Raw genomic sequence first — 16,930 nt, forward strand, 5'->3', positions numbered from 1 at the left:
AGCAACAGGGGTTCTAGGTAAATGTACGCTGCAATCGGTATCGTCGTCCTGCTGGTCATGGTGTTCGGGGGCTTCGCCCTCACGGGCGGTGCACTGGGCCCCGTGATGGAGGCTGTGCCGCACGAAATGATGATCATCGGCGGTGCAGCGATCGGCGCCCTGATCGCCGGCAATTCGCTGCACGAGCTGAAGGCCATCGGCACTTCGTTCGTGAAGATATTCAAGGGGCCGCGCCATTCGCGGCAGGACCATATCGACGCCATCGCGCTGACCACCAGACTGATGAAGCTGATGCGGACCGAAGGCCCGATCGCGCTGGAAAGCCATGTGGAGAACCCGCAGGATTCGGAAATCTTCGCCGAATATCCCAACCTTCTGGCCAATGGGCCGCTGATCGCGCTGATCTGCGACACGCTGACCCTGCTGGTCGTGTCTTCCGGCACGCTGGAAACCCATGCGGTGGAAGACGTGATGGACAACGCGATGAAGACGCAGTTCCACGAAATGCGCGAACCGCAGCACGCCTTGCAATCGCTGGCCGACGCGCTGCCCGCGCTGGGCATCGTCGCGGCCGTGCTGGGCGTGGTCAAGACGATGGGATCGATCGATCAACCGCCTGCGGTGCTGGGCGGCATGATCGGTTCCGCGCTCGTCGGCACATTTCTGGGTGTGCTGCTTGCCTATGGCGTGGTCGGCCCGCTGGCGAGCCGGCTGAAGCAGATCGTCGATCAGGACGAGCAGATATTTCACGCCGTCAAGCAGGTGATGATCGCCTCGCTCAACGGCTATCCGCAGCCGCTGGTTGTGGAAAGCGCACGTTCGGGCCTCGGCCATGCCTTCCGCCCGGGTCTGTCGGAACTGCTCGATAGCCTGAGGGGGCGGTAATGGCCGCTTCCAGCGGGGCAGGGCGCAACGATCCGGCGCCGATCATCGTCAAGAAGGTGACCGTCGTCGAAGGCGGCGGCCACCACGGCGGTGCGTGGAAAGTCGCCTATGCCGACTTCGTGACCGCGATGATGGCATTCTTCCTGCTGCTGTGGTTGCTCGGCGCGACGACCGAGGCGCAGCGCAAGGGCCTTGCCGACTATTTCACGCCCACGCTGGTAAAGCTGAAAGAACAGAGCGCGGGCTCCGACGGGTTGCTGGGCGGTGCCTCGCTGGTCGATCCCGACAACTATCCGCATCGTGCAGCGCAGACGGGGCAGCGTCCGATCACCGTGCCGCGTGATGCAGCGGGCGGGCAGAAGGAAGCGCTCGACCGCGTGCGCCGGATGCGCGAGCGGGTCGAAACGGAAATTGCCAGCGACCGCCGCTTGCGCCGCCTGATGCGTCAGGTGCGGATGATCGACACCACCCAGGGCGTGCAGATCGATCTGGTCGACGACGCCGATTTCTCCATGTTCGTGCTCGGCACTACCGTGCTGACGCCCGATGCGCGCAAGCTGCTGGATGTCATCGGAGAGGCACTGCTGCCAGAGCCGGGGAACCTGACCATTCGTGGCCACACCGATGCCTTACCGTGGAAAAACGGGGCCCAGGCAAACAACTGGTCGCTTTCGGCGGGCCGTGCGGAGGCGACCCGTCAGGCGCTGATGCGCAACGCCATCGGTGAACGGCGCTTCCTTCGGATCGAGGGTGTTGCCGACCGTGAGCCGCTGGTGAGCGATGACCCGCAGGACCCGCGCAACCGGCGGATCTCTATCCTGCTGACGGGCGGCTGAGCCGGATCGAAAGCCGCTGGAGAAATCAGGCCGTCATGATTCCTGCGCGATGCGCAGGGTATAGGCGCCCGTATTCCCCTGGCTGAGCGATCGCGCCCGCACGATATAATCGCCGCCTTCTTCGGGGGTGAATGTGAGGGCCGAGTTTCGTCCCTGACCGCCGTCGTCGTTGACTGCGAGTGGAGCGCCATTTCCGCGATCGTTCAAATGGCGAACTTCGAGGAAAGCATCGAAGTCGCTGCTGTCCAGAAACAGAAACACCTGTTTCCCGCCTTCGAAACGGAACTGATAATCGTCCACATGGACGCCGGTGATCGTTGCGTCGCTTGTTTCCAGCTCGCCGCGATAGTGATTGAGCGTCATTGTGCTGGCGTCGCTTGGCCGGGGGCGCAACGGCGCGGGCAGCGGCGGCAACTCGCGGATCGTCATGGTGTAGGAGCCGCTGCTGTCGTTCACGGCGGTCACGCGCAGCCGGTGGCGCCCGCTTCGCTGCGGCATGAATTCCAGATAGGCGTTCGTGCCATCGCCGCCGTCGTCGTCTTCCGCCAGCTGTTCATCGTTGTCGTCGGCGAAAGACAGGCGCAGCTTCGGGTCGAAATCGTCGCTTTCGACGTCGATGGCATAGCGTTTGCCAGCCTCCAGCGTCGCGGTCTTCACCTGATAGGGTCGGTTGCCGTCCTTCGGGCTTTCGTCGTTGAGCTGCCCTTCCATCTTCGGCCCGACCTGGCGCCCATCCCTCGGGGAGGCAGCGGCCCGTGCAGGTTCCACCGGCGCGGGCATCGCCATTTCGGTTCCTGATGTGGGAGCTGCGCCCACGGCAGGGGCGGCGACGAAAGACATTACCAGGCCGACCATGCCGGCGCGCCGATGAAAAGAACCCATTCCCTGCTCCAATCCGTATCCTGCGCGGACTTTGACCCTGATCGACCCACCCGCTGAGCCGTAGAAGTGGCTGTTTTATCAGCCTTTGTCGATCAGTTTCTGGCCCTGCTGACGGACCGCGCCCGCGATCATCGGTTCGAGGAAACCCAGCGCGAGCGGGAGGTCGACCTCGAACACCAGCTGGCCTTCCTCGATATCGACCCGCCCGTCGAGGTTCTGGCCCATGGCGCTGATCCGCATGGTCATGCGGTCTTCACTGGGCCAGTCGGTAACGACTTCTGCCACGCCGCCCGGAACGTGATCGGCGATTTCGTGGCTGCGGCTGCGCATCCGTTCGCGCACGGTTTCCCGCGGAAGATCGTGTGGGATCGCGACGCGCATCAGGCATCGTCCTTTCCGGCACCTTCGCCGTAGCGATAATCGAGATAGCGGTGGCGCACCGCCAGATCGTCAAGCGCGCCATCGGCGAGCTGTCTGGTGACCGAATCGATCTCGCGGCTGATCCGGCCCAGTCCTTCGGCCAGTTGATCGTCGGGCGTGGCCCCGGCGCGCTTTTCCCCGCGCAGATGAGCCGGCACCTTGCGGTAGGAATCGATCATTTCGGGCAAGTGCTCGCCCACAAGCTGGCGCACATCGCGCACCGCCGGATGTTCCTGATCGACGGTTTCGAGCTGGAGGCCGAGCGCATCGAGCTGAACGCCGAGATCGTCGACGATCTTCGCCGCCGGCGGGGGCAGGGCGGGGCGCTGGTGTTCCAGCCACAGTTCGGTCCGCCCGACCAGTTCACGGGCATTGCCCTTGTTGAGTTCGGCCCGCCGGGGGACCTTGATCTTCGGAAAGCTGGCGAACACCCCGACCGCGATCACGACCGCAAGAAATGTCAGCATGATCCCGGCAAAACCGATCCCGTCGACGATCAGACCCGCGACCATCGCCGCTGCGACGATCCCGCCCACGGCCAGCACTATGCGCTTGATCTTGCCGACCAGATGCCGGGTCTTGAGATCGGCCGATCCACGCCCGATCGAGGCGCGGCGGTGATATCCGCCGGCGCGGTTTTCGGCCAGGGATCGACTGGCGTTGGCGAGGATGGCGTCGCTCTGGGGTGTCGTGTCGGGCATCGGTGCGTCAGCTCTCCAGCGTCAGCAGCGAGGGTTCGGACGATCCGACTTTCGCCTGGGCCTGCGCCTGCCCTTCGGCCCGTGCAATATAGCCTTTCGACTTTTCGACTTCCTGATTCAGCGCGGTCACCGTCTGCTTCATCGAATCGAGCGCACGCAGCTTGAACGTATCGACCTCGTCCATCGTGTCGTAGATGTTCTGGAAGGCGCGCTGCAGCGTTTCCAGCGGGATCGTGCTCGACGCGGCCTGTTCGTGGATCTTGCCGGTCTGTTCGCGCAGCATCGTGCTGGTCGAATCGATGATCCCGGCGGTCGTGTCGTTGAGCGCGGTAATCTGCTGCAGCACCAGCCGCTGATTGGTCATCGCCTCGCTGACGGTCACCGCCGTGCGCAGCGCGCCGACCGTGGTCGTGCTGGCGCGGTCGACGCCCTTCACCAGTTCGACGTTGTTCTTCTTCACCAGGTCGAGCGCGAGATAACCCTGCACGCTCACCGCCATCTGCGTCAGCAGATCTTGCGTGCGCTGGCGGACATAGAACAGCGCAGTCTCGCGGATCGCCTTGGCCTTGGCCGGATCGGTCGCGTCGAGTTCGTTGGCCTTGTCTTCCAGCCGCTGATCGAGCGATTGCGAGATATGGATCATCTGTTCCAGATTGCCCATCGCTTCCCACAGCTTGGCACGTTCCACATCGATCGCGGCGTTATCCATCAGCAGTTCGTCCTTGCCGTTGCCCAGCTTGGACAGAACCTCCTGAATGTGCGTCTGCGCGCTTTGATAGCTGCGGAAATAATCGTTCAGCTTGTTGCCGAAGGGGATAATGCCGAGCAGCTTCTTCGGCCCCGTCAGCTTGCCGCGGCGCGAGGGATCGAGTTCTTCCACCGTGCGGCGCAGTTCGGCCAGATTGGCGCCGACGCCTTCGTCCTTGTCCATTGCGCGGATCGGACGGTCGAGGAAGCGATTGGAATGTTGCGAAGCCGCCATGATTTCCTTGCGGCCCATATTGGTGATCTGGTCGACCTTGGTGCCGAATTCGGGCGAATTGGCGTCCACCGAAACGAGATCGGCGACGAAAGCATCGACTTTCTCTTCCAGCTTGGATTTTTTCTCCTCGCTCACCGGCACAAGGCCGGCGGCCTTTTCCGGCGCGACCTGGGGCACCGGATCGGGCGGGGTCAGTTCCAGATCGGTTTCGGTCGCCGTGGCGGTCTGATTGGTGGCCATACCTGCTTTTCGCTCCTCACGGGCCACATGTCCGGCCCATCGCATAGTGTATTAATGGCGTAAGACACGAAATTCAACAATCGCGCCGGATGCGGTCCCGCGAATGTCGGCTTTTTTCCTGCCATGGCAAGCGCTAAAGACCGCTGATGAACAGTGATACGACAGACGGGAAAAACACGCCTGCCGGGCACGTTGCGGCGGCTGTCAGGAACCCGCAATGGTCGTTTCTGCGCGTGGTGGTGAGTTTCCGCCGCTGGTGGCGCGAAATGGTGGTCGAAACGGTCGAACAGGGCGAAGTGATCGCCCGGCGGCGCGAAGAATGCGCGCTATCCTCGCGCTATCTGTTCATGACCGCGATGTCGGCGGGAATCGCGGTGCTCGGCCTGCTGCTTTCGTCCCCCGCGGTGGTGATCGGCGCGATGCTGCTCTCTCCGCTGATGGACCCGATCATGGGGTTGGGCTTCGCGCTGGCGATCGGCGATTATCGCTGGCTGCGCCAGTCGGCCCGATCGCTGGCCTGGGGTACCGCGATGGCGGTGGGGCTGTGTTCGCTGATCGTGTTCATGTCCCCGCTGCAGGACATCACGCCGGAAATCGCATCGCGCACCCGGCCCAGCCTGTTCGATCTTCTGGTGGCGCTCTTCTCGGCTCTGGCGGGCGCCTACGCCATGATCCGGGGGCGCGAAGGGACGATCGTCGGCGTTGCCATTGCCACGGCCCTGATGCCGCCGCTGGCGGTCGTCGGCTTCGGCCTCGCGACCGCGAACTGGACGGTCTTCTGGGGCGCGCTGCTGCTCTATATCACCAACTTCGTGACGATTGCGCTCACCGTCTGGGCGATGGCGCGCCTCTATGGCTTCAGCGTCACCCTGACCGAGCGGCAATCGCGCTGGCAGAACTTCGTTCTCGGCGCGGTTTTCGTGGTTCTGGTCGTGCCGCTCGGTCTTTCGCTGCGCCAGATTGCCTGGGAAGCGACCGCCGCGCGGCAGGTTCGCACGGAGCTTGCGGACAATTTCGGCAGCGCGGCGCGTCTCTCTCAGCCCGAGATCGAATTCGATACCGATCCGATGCGGGTTTCGGCTTTCGTCTGGACCACCAGCCTGCAACCCGATGCCGAAGTGCGCGCCGAAGAAAGCCTTGCGCGTGTGCTGGGCACCCCGGTCGACGTGCAGCTTAAACAGTTCCTCGTGCGCGATGAACAAAGCGCCGAAGAAGCCCAGCTCGCGTCGGCCAAGGAAGCCGAGGAAGAGGCCGCGCGCGACCGGCTGGACGATCTGGCCGCGCGGCTGGCAGTCGCGGCGGGGACGAGCGAGGACGACGTTCTGCTCGATCGCCAGCGCCGCCGCGCTCTGGTGCGGGCCGAGCCGCTACCGGGCGCGAGCCTTGCGACTTATGCGGCGCTCGAACGGCGGATCGCGGCGACCGAACCTGAATGGCGGATCGAGCTGGTGCCGCCCATTGCAACGCTTCCCGCGATTGCTTTCGAAGGCGAGGAGCCCGACGCCGCCACGCGCGAGGCGATCACGCTGGCCGGCTGGACCGCGCGGCGGCTCAATCGCCCTCTGACCGTTTCCGGTCCTGAAGCCGATGTCGAAGCCGTCCGTGCGCTGCTGGCCGAACAGGGCGTGGAGGCCGGGACAGGCGAAGATGGCGGTACCCTGCGGCTTGCCTGGGGCGACCGCACGACCGAATGATTGGGGCGGTCAGGCCGCCTGCATCAGTTGTAGCGGCTGGATCTCCCCGGCGAGGTACAGGCGCTTCGCCTTCGCCCGGCTGAGCTTGCCCGAACTGGTGCGCGGCAATGTGCGCGGCGGGACCAGTTCGACGACGCAGTTCATCCCGGTGATCGAACGCACCTTGTCGCGGATCTGCTCGTGCAGGCGCACCCGTTCTTCCGGGTCGGACACGCGGCAATGGACCAGCACGGCAGGCGCTTCCTCGCCGTTCTCGGTTTCGACCGCGAAAGCCGCAATATCGCCGTGGTTGAAGCCGGGGAGCTGTTCCACCGCCCACTCGATATCCTGCGGCCAGTGGTTCTTGCCGTTGATGATAATCATGTCCTTCGCCCGGCCGACGATGAACAGATAGCCATTGGCCATGTAACCCATGTCGCCGGTGTCGAGCCAGACTTCGCCGTTTTCCTTGGCGACCAGGCAGTCGCTGGTCGCTTCCTCGTTGCGGAAATAGGAATGCATCACGCTCTTGCCCCGGCACCAGACCTTGCCGATCTTGTGATCGCCCTTGGCCTGGCCGTTCTCGCCCCGAATCTCGACTTCCATGCCGGGCAGGGGCTGTCCGCAGTTGACGATCGCGCGATAGCGGGCGGGGCGCGAGAAATCGGCGCGGGTGCCGGAAAGGCGTTCTTCTTCCACCAGCTCCACGCGAATGCCTTCGCCCGGCGGCATGACGGTGACCGCCAGGGTCGCTTCCGCCAGGCCGTACGACGGGGTGAAGGCCCCCGCGCTGAAGCCTGCATCGGCAAAGGCGTTGACGAAATTCTGCATCACGTCGGGCCGGATCATGTCCGCCCCGTTGCCGGCCGTGCGCCAGCGCGAAAGGTCGAACCGTTCGGCGACACTGCTCTGGCTGGAAATCCGGCGCGCGCAGATGTCGTACCCGAATGTCGGGGAATAGGAGAGGGTGTTGCCCTTGTTACGGCTGATCAGATCGAGCCACGCGAGCGGGCGGCGGGCGAAATGTTCGGTCTTGAGATAATCGACAGAGGCCTGGTTCGCGATCGGCGAAAGGAAACAGCCGACCAGGCCCATGTCGTGATACCAGGGAAGCCACGAAACCACGCGGTCGTTTTCGCCCAGATCCACTGCGGTCGCATGGCCGAACAGGTTATGTAGCAGCGCCTCGTGCGTCACCGCCACACCGGTGGGGAACCGGGTCGAACCGGATGAATACTGGAGATAACAGATGTCGTCCGGCTGCGCTTCGGGCAGATCGCAATCGGGCGCGTCCCGTTCGGCAAAGCTGTCCCAGTCGATCCCTTCGCAACCCTGCCGATCGGCGGCGGCCTGCGCCATTTCGGTGATTTCGGGGGGAAAGATCAGAACTTTGGGATCGCAGCTTTCCAGTTGTACCGCCAACTGGTCGATATAGCTTTCCTTGCCGCCGAAACTGGTCGGCAGCGGCAGCGGCACCGGCCAGGCACCGGTATAGACGCAGGCGCAGAACAGGGCCGCGAACTCCGGCCCTGTTTCGGCGACCAGGGCAACGCGGTCCTCTTTCCCTATGCCCGCAGCGACCAGCCGCCGGGCCATCGCCAGTGCATCCCGGCGCATGTCGCGGTAGGGGTAGGGCCGCTCAAGCGTGCCGCGCATATCGTGGAAATTGAGCCCCTTCTCGCTCTGCGCGGCGTAATCGATCGCCTCGTTAAAGGTCGCGAAGTCCGACCGGCGGCGCGGCAGAGCGCAGTCGTTCGGTGTCGGAATCTGGTTCGTTTCGGTCATGTCTGGAGGCGGTACCCGTCATTTGCGCGCAACATGGCGCGTGCATTGTCCCCTATAAGCGACGCTCTTTATCCCGTGCAGGGCGACGTTTCAAACTTTCCCATTTCCCAACGAGTGTGGCACGAATAAGGCCACATGGCCGACCACAGCATGAACAAGCGGCGGGAACGCCGTCCACCAAGGCCGCTCGATCCCCTGCGGATCGAGGAGCTTGCTCTTGGCTATGTCGCCCGTTTCGCCACCAGCACGGCCAAACTGGAAGCCTATCTGGTACGGAAATTGCGCGAACGCGGCTGGGAAGGGGACGAGCCGCCCGATCCCGCCGCAATTGCAGCGCGCTTTGCCGATCGCGGCTATATCGACGACGAAAGTTATGCCCGCAGCAGGGCCGCCGGGCTCCTGCGGCGCGGATACGGGGCGCGGCGGATCGACGAAACGCTGCGCAGCGCGGGGATCGACGATGCCTTGCGCGATGCCGTCGAGCCGGGGGAAGGTGCACGCCGGGCAGCGGCGCTGCGGTTGGCGCGCAAACGGCGTTTCGGTCCTTTCGCCCCCGAGTTACCGGACCGCGAGCGGCGCGAGAAGCAGATTGCCGCGCTCGTGCGCGCAGGGCATGGATTCGACATCGCCCGCGCTGTAGTGACGGCAGCAGGCGAGGATGAGGCGGAAGAATGGGCCGCCGAAGCCGCTGCCGAGGAAGATTGATAGAGGACTGCCGATGCGCCGCATGATTCCCGCTTTCGTCCTGGCGCTCGCCGCCTGCTCTCCGCAGGCCGGCGCCGGCGCTGCTGCCACTGCAGCGCCCGAGGGCGAAACGGCCGGGCTACGGCACCCCGTTTCCGGCCTGGAGATCGTCGAACTGGCGGTGGAGACGGACGAGGGGCGGCGCGAATTCGCCGTGGAAGTGGCGAAGACTCCGCGCGAACAGGCCCAAGGGCTTATGTTCCGCACGCAACTGGGGCCGAACGAGGGAATGATCTTTCCACGCGACCCGCCCGATATTGCGAGCTTCTGGATGAAGAACACGCCGCTCCCGCTCGATATCATTTTTATCGGAGAGGACGGGCGGATCATCAATATTGCAGCGCGCACCGTCCCCTACTCGCTCGAATCCGTGTCTGCCGTCGGTCTGACGAGTGCCGTGCTGGAGCTTCGCGGCGGTCGGGCGGCCGAATTGGGGATCGAGCCGGGCGACCGGGTGATATGGTAATGCACCGGCAGGACGATTGGGCGCTTGGCCACGCGGGCCGAATCGGCTAACCGCCCGCATCATGAAATTCCTGGCCAAAATCTTCACCTGGTGGAATGGCGCGACCATCGGCACGTTGCTGGATAGCTGGCGCCACGGCGAACAGGTCGGCACCGATGCGCAGGGCAACCGCTATTACCGCGCGCGCAAGACGCCGTCCGGCGGGCGCGAACGGCGCTGGGTAATCTACGAAGGCGCAAACGATGCGAGCCGGGTTCCGGCCGAATGGCACGGCTGGCTGCACGGCGCGTTCGACGACGTGCCCGAAAGCCACCTGCCCCCGGCGCGAATCTGGGAAGTGGACTACACCCCCAACGCAACCGGCACGCAGGCGGCCTATCTGCCGCAGGGCGCATTGCAGCGCGGCGGCCGCCGGGCGGCGGCGACAGGCGATTACGAAGCGTGGTCGCCGGACAGTTGAGCATGCGCGCACTGGCCGGGCTGCTGCCCTTCGCGGTGGCGCTCGCCGGCTGCTCGCCCGACGCGCAGGACCCGCCGGCGCCTGACGCGGTCGAGACAGAGGTTCCCGCCGACATCGCGGCGGACGACATCCCCGAGGTGGTGGACGATGTCGAAGGCACGCCGATGGATCAGCGCGTTGCCACGATCGGCCTGCTCAACAAACGCAACAACCTGTCGCAGGACCTGGAAATGAAACCGGGCGAATCGCGGCGGGTGGATAACGTGATCGTGCGACTCGCGGCTTGCGAGCGCACGGCGCCGTGGGAAATGCCGCGCGAGACGGGGGCTTTCGTGCAAGTGCTGGTGCGCGACAATGCCGCATCGGACGAAGGCCGCTGGGACAAGGTCTTCTCGGGCTGGCTGTTCCGCAATTCGCCCAGCCTCAATGTCGTAGAACACCCGATCTACGACGTCTGGGTGAAGGATTGCGCGATGAGCTTCCCGGGCGAGGAAGACGGCTCCGCCTCCGCCAGCAGCGACGAATAGGCTGCCGGCAGGCTCAGGTCCGGCGCGCCGCGCGCGCTTTCGAGCAAGGCCAGATAGCGGGCCTGCGGGATTTCGACCGCGCCGAGCGAAGCGAGGTGGGCGGTCATGAACTGGCAGTCGAGCACCATAAATCCCGCGCGCCGCATCAGCGCGACGAGCCAGGCGAGCGCGACTTTTGAAGCGTTGTCGGCCCGGCTGAACATGCTCTCGCCGCAGAATGTGCGGTCGATCGCAAGGCCATAGAGGCCGCCGACAAGGTCCGCCCCCTGCCAGCATTCGATCGAATGGGCATGGCCGTCCCGGTGCAGGGCGGCAAAGCTCGCTTCTATCCGGTGGTTGATCCAGGTGCCTTCGTTGTCGTCGCGCGGGGCGGCGCAGGCGCGCAGAACCTCTTCGAATGCAGTATTGCATGTGACCGTATAGGCATCGCGCCGCAGGACCTTGCGCAGCGATCGCGCGCAGCGAAAACCGTCGAGCGGAATGACCGCGCGCCGGCGCGGTTCGATCCAGAACAGTTCGTCGTCCTCACGACTGTCGGCCATCGGAAAAATGCCGTTGCGATAAGCATGCAGCAGAAGATCGGGCGGGATCGGGCCTTGCGCGGGCGCGTGCATAATGGGCGGCCTCTACCGCCCGCGAAGCCGGGTGCCTAGAGCCCGTGCCGCCTTGCCATCGCCGGCGCTTGGCTCTAGAGGGCGGCTCCGCCTGCAGGGGTGTAGCTCAGTTGGTAGAGCATCGGTCTCCAAAACCGAGGGCCACGGGTTCGAATCCTGTCACCCCTGCCAGGCGTCTTCCTTCATCATCAAAGACTGCATTGTCGGCCTTTCGGTCGACGGGGGCTTAGTGCCTTCGATCTGGAGCCTCACCGACAGAACTGTGAATGTCTCGCCCAGCCCGGCGGCGATGGTCGCTGCCTGTTGGGGGCTGAGCCCGGCAATGTCCGCGTCGATCCGGCATTCGTCGCCTTCGCGCCTGGCGCGAAGAGCGAGAGGAACGATACCCCGCCGGGCGAAGGCGCCGACCACACGTGCCAGCGCCTCCGGATCGGCGAGCGTGTGGATACGAAACCGGTGCATTGGCGCGAGCGGCGCTAGGCCGCTGCCGTTGCGGGCCGCTGCGCGCTGGCGATCACTTCTTCGGCCAGATCGTCGGCGACTGCGGCGGGGGAGCGTTTTTCGTGCGCGGCGCGTTCGAGCAGGGCGCCAACCCGCGGTGCAATTGCTGCAACGCGCCGAGCGACCTCATCCGTGCCTTCACCCAGATACTCGGCCGAAACGCTGATGATACCGCCAGCATTGACGCCATAGTCGGGCACGTAGGTGATGCCGCGCCGGCGCAGTGTCTCCGCCATTTCCGGTTGAGCCAGCTGGTTGTTCGCCGCACCGCATACGATCCGCGCTGCGATACGCCCGGCGCTATGGTCGTTCAGCACCCCGCCCAGTGCGCAGGGTGCGAAGACATCGGCTTCCGCCTCGACAATGGCATTCACCGGCAACACCGTCGCGCCGTACTGTACGCGCAGACTTTCACAGCGCTGCGGATCGACGTCGGCGACTATCAGGCGTGCGCCGGCTTCGGCCAGGCGGCGGCACAGGTCTGCGCCCACGTTGCCGACGCCCTGAACGGCGACTGTCAGTTCGCCGAGGTCGCGACCCAGAACGATCTCTGCCGCCTGGTGCATCGATTCGAACACGCCCTGGGCGGTCCAGGGCGAGGGGTCACCTCCCGCCCGCCCGGTTCTGGCTGGCAGGCCGGCGACATGCCGCGTGGCGCGGGCGATATCCTGCATGTCAGTCACCGTCGTCCCGACATCTTCCGCCGTCACATAAGCGCCGCGAAGCTCCGCAACGGCCCTGCCGAATGCCTGAAACAGACGCGAGCGGTCGAAATCGCCTTCGGGACGGCGCAGCACTGCCTTGGCACCGCCAAGGGGAAGGCCGGCCAGCGCGTTCTTGTAACTCATCCCTTCGGCCAGCCGCAGCGCGTCGGCCTGCGCCCGGTCCATGTCGGGGTAGCTCCAGAAACGGCAACCGCCGGCGCCGGGGCCGAGCGCGGTCGAATGGATCACGATCACACCTTCCAGCCGGCTTTCGGGATCGTGCAGTGGCACGCATTGAACGGGCGGTGTCAGGCGGGCGGGGCGGGTAACCATTGCAATCGTCTCCATGTTCGGTGGCCGGAGTATTGCACCGTCGCACCGAACAAACCCGGTCCCGTTCATCCCGAAAGCAGGATGTTGAGGATGGATTATCCCGAATGTCCCGAATATCAGGCATGGATGACCCAGCTAGATCGATTTGAAACAAAGATACTCCGCGAACTGCAACGAGACGCGGCTCAAACCACGGCGCAGATCGCGGAACGGGTGGGGCTTTCGCCTTCACCCTGCTGGCGGCGGATCGATCGGCTTGAGCGGGAGGGCTATATCCGCAAGCGGATCGCGGTGGTCGATCGGCGCAAGGTCGGCTTGAACGCCCATGTTTTCGCGCAAGTGAAGCTCAACGCCCACGGGCGGGCCAATCTCGACGAATTCAGCGCCGCGATCCGTGCCTTTCCCGAAGTGCTCGATGCCTATGTTCTGATGGGCACGATGGATTTCATGCTGCGCATCGTGGCCAGGGACATCGACGCCTACGAGCGGTTCTTCTTCGAACATCTGAGCAAGCTTTCGGGCGTGCAGGAAATCCACTCCACCGTCGCCCTGTCCGAGATCAAGGCGACCAACGAGCTGCCCTTGCCATGATGCTGGCCGGGCAGGCGAGTGTGCTTGCCGGCGCGGGCGCTGCGCTCTAGGCCTGCCCGCGATGGAATTCGACGATCTTCTGCGGCGCTATTTCGCGACCGACGATTTCGCGGCGATAAGCCCGGCGGCGCTGGCCGCGGGGATCGAGCGGTGCCAGGTCGATCTGGGCCTGGAACGGGACGCGGGCAAGCGTTTCGCGCTCTGGGCGCTACTGCACATGCTCGGCGCTGCGCCCGATCTCGACATTGCTTTCGAAGACCCGGCAGAGCGGGACGCGGCGCGCAATTTCATGGATATGCTCGACGCGTCGAAGCCGGGCTAGCGCCGGCGCCGATGTTCGCCAGCCGTTCGCTCAGACGGTGCGATCGAGCCGGCGGGCGATCTTGACCGCTATCGCGATCAGGAACGGCACCAGCACCAGCGACAATACGATCTTGGCCAGCGCCTGCCCGGCAATCAGCGAGCCAATCTCGCGCTCCCCACCGAAGGCAAGCGTGATGAAGATCACCGAATCGATCGCCTGGCTCAGCGCGGAGGCAATCGCGCCCCGGATCATCAGTCCGACACTGCCCTGGGCTTCCCCACTGCCGCGCAGGCGCGAGAATATCCAGACGTTGAGCAGCAGCGAAACGAGATAGGCGACCGGCCCTGCGGCCATGATCCGCGGGGTCGTGGCATGGATCATCTGGAACGCTTCCAGCCCTTCAGGCCACATCGCCGGATCGGCGGGGAGGCGCAGCACGAGCAGGATCAGTACGATCGACACCGCCAGCGGCAGGAAGCCCCAGACCACCAGCCTGTTGGCCGCTGCAGAGCCATGGACCTGCGCGGTCGCGCTCGACAGCACAACCAGCACGAGGAAGGCGAAGATGCCGGCTTCGACCCCCAGCCCGGTAGGCCAGAGCATGACCTGCTTCACCGCCAGAAACCCCGCCAGCACGGTCATCCCGCCATAAAGAAGGGCAAAGACGAACAGCGAATTGGGCAGCGAAGGCGCGGGCGAATGGCTGGCGGTCGTGTCGTTCATCGCCCCGGATTATGGGCAGACGGGCAAAAAGGGAAGCGTGGTCAAACGGGTGCGCGCGTTTGACTGTGGATGCGTGGCAGGCAAGAGAGGGATATTGCCCTTGTGCGAGCAAACGGATTTTCAGCCTTATGCACCCAGTCGTTGCCAGCCTGCTCGGGATCGTCGCGATCCTGGCGATTGCCGTTCTGCTTTCCACGGCGCGGCGGCGCATTCGGCCGAGGATCGTGGTCGCCGCGTTCGCATTGCAGGCTTTGCTGGCCTTTCTCGTCCTTCGAACGCCTTGGGGGCGGGCCGTAATCAGGACGATGAGCGAAGGGGTCGCCGCGCTGTTATCCTATGCCGACGCGGGCACCGCATTCCTGTTCGGCGCGGACAATCCGCTGGCCAATACGTTCGCGCTGGGCGCCTTGCCGGTGATCGTCTTCTTCGCCTCGCTCGTCTCGATCCTCTATTACCTCGGCATCATGCAGCGGGTGGTGCGCTGGGTCGGCGGGGCGATTGCCTGGGTGACAGGGATCAGCCGGGTCGAATCGCTGGGCGCGGCGGCGAACATCTTTGTCGGCCAGAGCGAAAGCCCGCTGGTCGTGCGCCCCTATCTCGCCGCGCTAGCGCCCAGCCGGCTGTTCACGCTGATGAGCGTGGGCATGGCGGGCGTCGCGGGCACGATCCTGGCCGCCTATGCCGGGCTGCTGGGCGCGGAATACCTGCCGTTCCTGCTTGCCGCCGCCTTCATGTCCGCCCCGGGCGGCATTCTGATGGCCAAGATCATCATGCCCGACGAAGAAGAGGAATCGCCCGAGGCGGAGGGCGAAATCGCCCTGCCGCGCACCCGGATCAGTGCCGAAGGCCCGGCGGCGATCACCGAAGGCGGCAGGGCGCACGAGGTCGAAGTGGCCGAGACGTTCGAGGAAGGCCAGCGCCCCGCCAACGTGATCGAGGCCGCGGCCCAGGGCGCGCAGACCGGCGTGAAGCTGGCCGTGGCGGTGGGCGCGATGGTCCTCGCCTTCGTCGCGCTCGTTGCGCTTGCCAATGGCCTGCTGGGCGCGGTTGGCGGCTGGTTCGGTATGCCCGAGCTGTCGTTCCAGATGGCGCTCGGCTGGGTCTTCTCCCCCGTCATGTTCCTGATCGGCGTGCCATGGGAAGAAGCGGGCGTCGCCGGGGGATTGTTCGGGACCAAGATCGTGCTCAACGAATTCGTCGCCTTCATCGAACTGGGCCAGCTCGACACCCTGACCGATCGCAGCCGCGCGATCGTGACTTTCGCACTGTGCGGCTTTGCCAACTTTTCCTCGATTGCCATACAGATGGCGGTTACGGGCGGGCTTGCACCGAATCAGCGCCCGGTAATCGCAAGGCTCGGCCTGCGCGCGCTTGCCGCGGGCAGCCTGGCCAACCTGATGAGCGCGGCGCTGGCCGGCCTGTTCCTGCCGTATTGAGCCTACTGTAGAGTCGTCCCCATGTCCGATATCGCTTCCGTTTCCATCGCCCGTCCGCTTTCCGAAGTTTCGGAAGAGATCGGCCGCAGTTTCGAGGAATACGGTTTCGCGGTAATCCGCGATCACGGCATCCCGGCCGACCTGATCGCGCGGGCGGAAGAATTGTCGGAGGCGTTTTTCGCCCTGCCCGATGCGGTCAAGCGCGCCTATCACGTGCCCGGCGGGGGCGGGGCGCGCGGCTATACGCCGTTCGGGACAGAGAAGGCGAAGGATGCCGACGTCCACGATCTCAAGGAATTTTGGCACGTCGGCCGCAGCCTGCCCGAAGGCCACCCGCTGTCCGAATTCATGGCACCCAATCTCTGGCCCGCCGAAATCGACGGGTTCGAGGAAACGTTCGAGGCGCTATTTGCCGCGTTCGAACTGGCGGGTGCGCGCGTTCTGGAAGCGATCGCACTGCATCTGGGGCTGGAGCGGACCTGGTTCGCGCCGACGGTGGAAGATGGCAACTCCGTCATGCGTCTGCTCCACTATCCGCCGCTGACCGGGGCCGATGCCGAAGGGGCGATCCGCGCCGCCGCGCATGGCGACATCAACACGATCACCCTTCTGCTGGGGGCGGAGGAAGCCGGGCTGGAGTTGCTGACCGCCAGCGGCGAGTGGAAGGCGATCGACGCATCGGAAGGCGCGCTGGTGGTGAACATCGGCGACATGCTGGAACGGCTCACCAATGGGAAGCTGCGCTCAACCACCCACCGTGTAGTCAACCCGCGCGGGGAGGCGGCCTATCGTTCGCGCTATTCTATGCCCTTCTTCCTGCACTTCCGCCCCGATTTCACGATCGAGACGCTGGAGAGCTGCATCGATCCCGATGCGCCCGAGGATCACCCGGAGCCGATCTCGAGTCACGACTTCCTGATGCAGCGCCTGCGCGAGATCAATCTCGCCTGATTAAGGGCATTATCGGCAGGCGGGCCGGTTTTCTGGATATTGTTGCATTGCAGCAACAGCGGGCAAACCGCAGAATTCCGCCATTTTCAAAGTGAAGGCGATTGGGGTGCGTCCGATTCGTCGCGACTGTCACTTTATGGTAACAAAACCGACTTCCTAGCGTCGCGGTTCG

Annotated in this window: 20 protein-coding genes and 1 tRNA gene; 12 read left to right on the forward strand and 9 right to left on the reverse strand. The window is 64.8% G+C overall.

The window, feature by feature from the left end; genetic code table 11:
- The first annotated feature begins 21 nt into the window (after positions 1–21).
- Together motA and AM2010_RS00520 are read left to right on the forward strand one after the other, a co-directional pair.
- Positions 22–885, forward strand: a complete 864-nt coding sequence (gene motA, locus AM2010_RS00515) for a flagellar motor stator protein MotA (protein WP_047805417.1) — start codon at positions 22–24, stop codon at positions 883–885.
- Positions 885–1,721, forward strand: a complete 837-nt coding sequence (locus AM2010_RS00520) for a flagellar motor protein MotB (protein ID WP_047805418.1) — start codon at positions 885–887, stop codon at positions 1,719–1,721. The genes motA and AM2010_RS00520 overlap by 1 nt, the downstream gene beginning before the upstream one ends.
- A 33-nt stretch (positions 1,722–1,754) precedes the next feature.
- Here the strand turns inward: AM2010_RS00520 and AM2010_RS00525 are convergent, their stop codons facing one another.
- The 4 genes from AM2010_RS00525 to AM2010_RS00540 all read right to left on the reverse strand — a co-directional run bounded on the left by AM2010_RS00525 (position 1,755) and on the right by AM2010_RS00540 (position 4,946).
- The gene (locus AM2010_RS00525; RefSeq protein WP_047805419.1) at positions 1,755–2,603 is read right to left on the reverse strand and encodes a PPC domain-containing protein; all 849 of its coding nucleotides are present in this window, start codon (positions 2,601–2,603) and stop codon (positions 1,755–1,757) included.
- 78 nt (positions 2,604–2,681) lie between these two features.
- The gene (locus AM2010_RS00530; protein WP_047805420.1) at positions 2,682–2,984 is read right to left on the reverse strand and encodes a polyhydroxyalkanoic acid system family protein; all 303 of its coding nucleotides are present in this window, start codon (positions 2,982–2,984) and stop codon (positions 2,682–2,684) included.
- Entirely contained in the window at positions 2,984–3,724 is a 741-nt protein-coding gene (locus AM2010_RS00535) for a hypothetical protein (protein ID WP_047805421.1), read from the reverse strand. Before AM2010_RS00535 ends, AM2010_RS00530 begins: the two co-directional genes overlap by 1 nt.
- A 7-nt stretch (positions 3,725–3,731) precedes the next feature.
- Positions 3,732–4,946 (reverse strand): toxic anion resistance protein, encoded by a 1,215-nt coding sequence (locus AM2010_RS00540; protein WP_047805422.1) that lies wholly within the window; start codon positions 4,944–4,946, stop codon positions 3,732–3,734.
- A gap of 146 nt (positions 4,947–5,092) precedes the next feature.
- Here AM2010_RS00540 and AM2010_RS00545 point away from each other — a divergent pair, with 146 nt between their 5' ends.
- On the forward strand, positions 5,093–6,640 hold the full coding sequence (locus AM2010_RS00545) for a TIGR00341 family protein (RefSeq protein WP_082132750.1): 1,548 nt from the start codon (positions 5,093–5,095) through the stop codon (positions 6,638–6,640).
- Positions 6,641–6,649: 9 nt separating this feature from the next.
- Here AM2010_RS00545 and AM2010_RS00550 read toward each other — a convergent pair whose 3' ends face one another.
- Positions 6,650–8,404: a fatty acyl-AMP ligase gene (locus tag AM2010_RS00550; protein WP_047805423.1), complete on the reverse strand. Its 1,755-nt coding sequence runs from the start codon at positions 8,402–8,404 to the stop codon at positions 6,650–6,652.
- A 135-nt stretch (positions 8,405–8,539) separates the two neighbouring features.
- Here AM2010_RS00550 and AM2010_RS00555 point away from each other — a divergent pair, with 135 nt between their 5' ends.
- From AM2010_RS00555 to AM2010_RS00570, 4 genes are all read left to right on the forward strand, one after another.
- Positions 8,540–9,109 (forward strand): regulatory protein RecX, encoded by a 570-nt coding sequence (locus tag AM2010_RS00555; RefSeq protein WP_047805424.1) that lies wholly within the window; start codon positions 8,540–8,542, stop codon positions 9,107–9,109.
- A gap of 13 nt (positions 9,110–9,122) precedes the next feature.
- Entirely contained in the window at positions 9,123–9,614 is a 492-nt protein-coding gene (locus AM2010_RS00560; protein ID WP_047805425.1) for a DUF192 domain-containing protein, read from the forward strand.
- A gap of 61 nt (positions 9,615–9,675) precedes the next feature.
- Positions 9,676–10,074 carry an NADH:ubiquinone oxidoreductase subunit NDUFA12 gene (locus AM2010_RS00565; protein WP_047805426.1) on the forward strand — a complete coding sequence of 133 codons (399 nt, stop codon included), beginning with the start codon at positions 9,676–9,678 and terminating at the stop codon, positions 10,072–10,074.
- Between the two features lie 2 nt (positions 10,075–10,076).
- On the forward strand, positions 10,077–10,601 hold the full coding sequence (locus tag AM2010_RS00570; protein ID WP_047805427.1) for a DUF2155 domain-containing protein: 525 nt from the start codon (positions 10,077–10,079) through the stop codon (positions 10,599–10,601).
- On the opposite strand, the gene aat is transcribed toward AM2010_RS00570, so the two are convergent.
- Positions 10,520–11,215: a leucyl/phenylalanyl-tRNA--protein transferase gene (gene aat, locus AM2010_RS00575; protein ID WP_047805428.1), complete on the reverse strand. Its 696-nt coding sequence runs from the start codon at positions 11,213–11,215 to the stop codon at positions 10,520–10,522. The two genes, AM2010_RS00570 and aat, sit on opposite strands and share 82 nt — an antisense overlap.
- A 95-nt stretch (positions 11,216–11,310) precedes the next feature.
- Between aat and AM2010_RS00580 the strand changes: the two genes are divergently transcribed.
- Positions 11,311–11,386: transfer RNA gene (locus tag AM2010_RS00580), tRNA-Trp, on the forward strand.
- On the opposite strand, the gene AM2010_RS13870 is transcribed toward AM2010_RS00580, so the two are convergent.
- Together AM2010_RS13870 and AM2010_RS00585 are read right to left on the reverse strand one after the other, a co-directional pair.
- Complete coding sequence (locus AM2010_RS13870) at positions 11,375–11,677, reverse strand: hypothetical protein (protein ID WP_082132751.1); 303 nt, start codon at positions 11,675–11,677, stop codon at positions 11,375–11,377. The two genes, AM2010_RS00580 and AM2010_RS13870, sit on opposite strands and share 12 nt — an antisense overlap.
- A gap of 14 nt (positions 11,678–11,691) precedes the next feature.
- On the reverse strand, positions 11,692–12,753 hold the full coding sequence (locus AM2010_RS00585) for a Leu/Phe/Val dehydrogenase (protein ID WP_047805429.1): 1,062 nt from the start codon (positions 12,751–12,753) through the stop codon (positions 11,692–11,694).
- Between the two features lie 126 nt (positions 12,754–12,879).
- On the opposite strand from AM2010_RS00585, the gene AM2010_RS00590 reads away from it, so the two are divergent.
- Together AM2010_RS00590 and AM2010_RS00595 are read left to right on the forward strand one after the other, a co-directional pair.
- Positions 12,880–13,344 (forward strand): Lrp/AsnC family transcriptional regulator, encoded by a 465-nt coding sequence (locus AM2010_RS00590; protein WP_047807556.1) that lies wholly within the window; start codon positions 12,880–12,882, stop codon positions 13,342–13,344.
- Positions 13,345–13,405: 61 nt separating this feature from the next.
- Complete coding sequence (locus AM2010_RS00595) at positions 13,406–13,666, forward strand: hypothetical protein (protein ID WP_047805430.1); 261 nt, start codon at positions 13,406–13,408, stop codon at positions 13,664–13,666.
- Between the two features lie 30 nt (positions 13,667–13,696).
- On the opposite strand, the gene AM2010_RS00600 is transcribed toward AM2010_RS00595, so the two are convergent.
- Positions 13,697–14,371, reverse strand: coding sequence for a queuosine precursor transporter (locus AM2010_RS00600; protein ID WP_047805431.1), 675 nt, complete (start codon positions 14,369–14,371; stop codon positions 13,697–13,699).
- Positions 14,372–14,499: 128 nt separating this feature from the next.
- Between AM2010_RS00600 and AM2010_RS00605 the strand changes: the two genes are divergently transcribed.
- Together AM2010_RS00605 and AM2010_RS00610 are read left to right on the forward strand one after the other, a co-directional pair.
- Positions 14,500–15,807 (forward strand): NupC/NupG family nucleoside CNT transporter, encoded by a 1,308-nt coding sequence (locus AM2010_RS00605; protein WP_047805432.1) that lies wholly within the window; start codon positions 14,500–14,502, stop codon positions 15,805–15,807.
- A gap of 21 nt (positions 15,808–15,828) precedes the next feature.
- Entirely contained in the window at positions 15,829–16,758 is a 930-nt protein-coding gene (locus tag AM2010_RS00610; RefSeq protein WP_047805433.1) for an isopenicillin N synthase family dioxygenase, read from the forward strand.
- The last annotated feature ends 172 nt before the right edge of the window (positions 16,759–16,930 follow it).

It is taken from the genome of Pelagerythrobacter marensis, from assembly GCF_001028625.1.
Classification (GTDB): Bacteria; Pseudomonadota; Alphaproteobacteria; order Sphingomonadales; family Sphingomonadaceae; genus Pelagerythrobacter; species Pelagerythrobacter marensis.

Excerpts from the sequence above, each read along its gene's own strand:
- AM2010_RS00550 (WP_047805423.1), bottom strand. The coding sequence starts at position 8,404 with ATGACCGAAACGAACCAGATTCCGACACCGAACGACTGCGCTCTGCCG.
- motA (WP_047805417.1), top strand. The coding sequence starts at position 22 with ATGTACGCTGCAATCGGTATCGTCGTCCTGCTGGTCATGGTGTTCGGG.
- AM2010_RS00520 (WP_047805418.1), top strand. The coding sequence starts at position 885 with ATGGCCGCTTCCAGCGGGGCAGGGCGCAACGATCCGGCGCCGATCATC.
- AM2010_RS00570 (WP_047805427.1), top strand. The coding sequence starts at position 10,077 with ATGCGCGCACTGGCCGGGCTGCTGCCCTTCGCGGTGGCGCTCGCCGGC.
- AM2010_RS00585 (WP_047805429.1), bottom strand. The coding sequence starts at position 12,753 with ATGGTTACCCGCCCCGCCCGCCTGACACCGCCCGTTCAATGCGTGCCA.
- AM2010_RS00560 (WP_047805425.1), top strand. The coding sequence starts at position 9,123 with ATGCGCCGCATGATTCCCGCTTTCGTCCTGGCGCTCGCCGCCTGCTCT.
- AM2010_RS00600 (WP_047805431.1), bottom strand. The coding sequence starts at position 14,371 with ATGAACGACACGACCGCCAGCCATTCGCCCGCGCCTTCGCTGCCCAAT.
- AM2010_RS00555 (WP_047805424.1), top strand. The coding sequence starts at position 8,540 with ATGGCCGACCACAGCATGAACAAGCGGCGGGAACGCCGTCCACCAAGG.
- AM2010_RS00535 (WP_047805421.1), bottom strand. The coding sequence starts at position 3,724 with ATGCCCGACACGACACCCCAGAGCGACGCCATCCTCGCCAACGCCAGT.
- AM2010_RS00530 (WP_047805420.1), bottom strand. The coding sequence starts at position 2,984 with ATGCGCGTCGCGATCCCACACGATCTTCCGCGGGAAACCGTGCGCGAA.
- AM2010_RS00610 (WP_047805433.1), top strand. The coding sequence starts at position 15,829 with ATGTCCGATATCGCTTCCGTTTCCATCGCCCGTCCGCTTTCCGAAGTT.
- aat (WP_047805428.1), bottom strand. The coding sequence starts at position 11,215 with ATGCACGCGCCCGCGCAAGGCCCGATCCCGCCCGATCTTCTGCTGCAT.
- AM2010_RS00595 (WP_047805430.1), top strand. The coding sequence starts at position 13,406 with ATGGAATTCGACGATCTTCTGCGGCGCTATTTCGCGACCGACGATTTC.
- AM2010_RS00525 (WP_047805419.1), bottom strand. The coding sequence starts at position 2,603 with ATGGGTTCTTTTCATCGGCGCGCCGGCATGGTCGGCCTGGTAATGTCT.
- AM2010_RS00540 (WP_047805422.1), bottom strand. The coding sequence starts at position 4,946 with ATGGCCACCAATCAGACCGCCACGGCGACCGAAACCGATCTGGAACTG.
- AM2010_RS00565 (WP_047805426.1), top strand. The coding sequence starts at position 9,676 with ATGAAATTCCTGGCCAAAATCTTCACCTGGTGGAATGGCGCGACCATC.
- AM2010_RS13870 (WP_082132751.1), bottom strand. The coding sequence starts at position 11,677 with ATGCACCGGTTTCGTATCCACACGCTCGCCGATCCGGAGGCGCTGGCA.
- AM2010_RS00545 (WP_082132750.1), top strand. The coding sequence starts at position 5,093 with ATGAACAGTGATACGACAGACGGGAAAAACACGCCTGCCGGGCACGTT.
- AM2010_RS00605 (WP_047805432.1), top strand. The coding sequence starts at position 14,500 with ATGCACCCAGTCGTTGCCAGCCTGCTCGGGATCGTCGCGATCCTGGCG.
- AM2010_RS00590 (WP_047807556.1), top strand. The coding sequence starts at position 12,880 with ATGACCCAGCTAGATCGATTTGAAACAAAGATACTCCGCGAACTGCAA.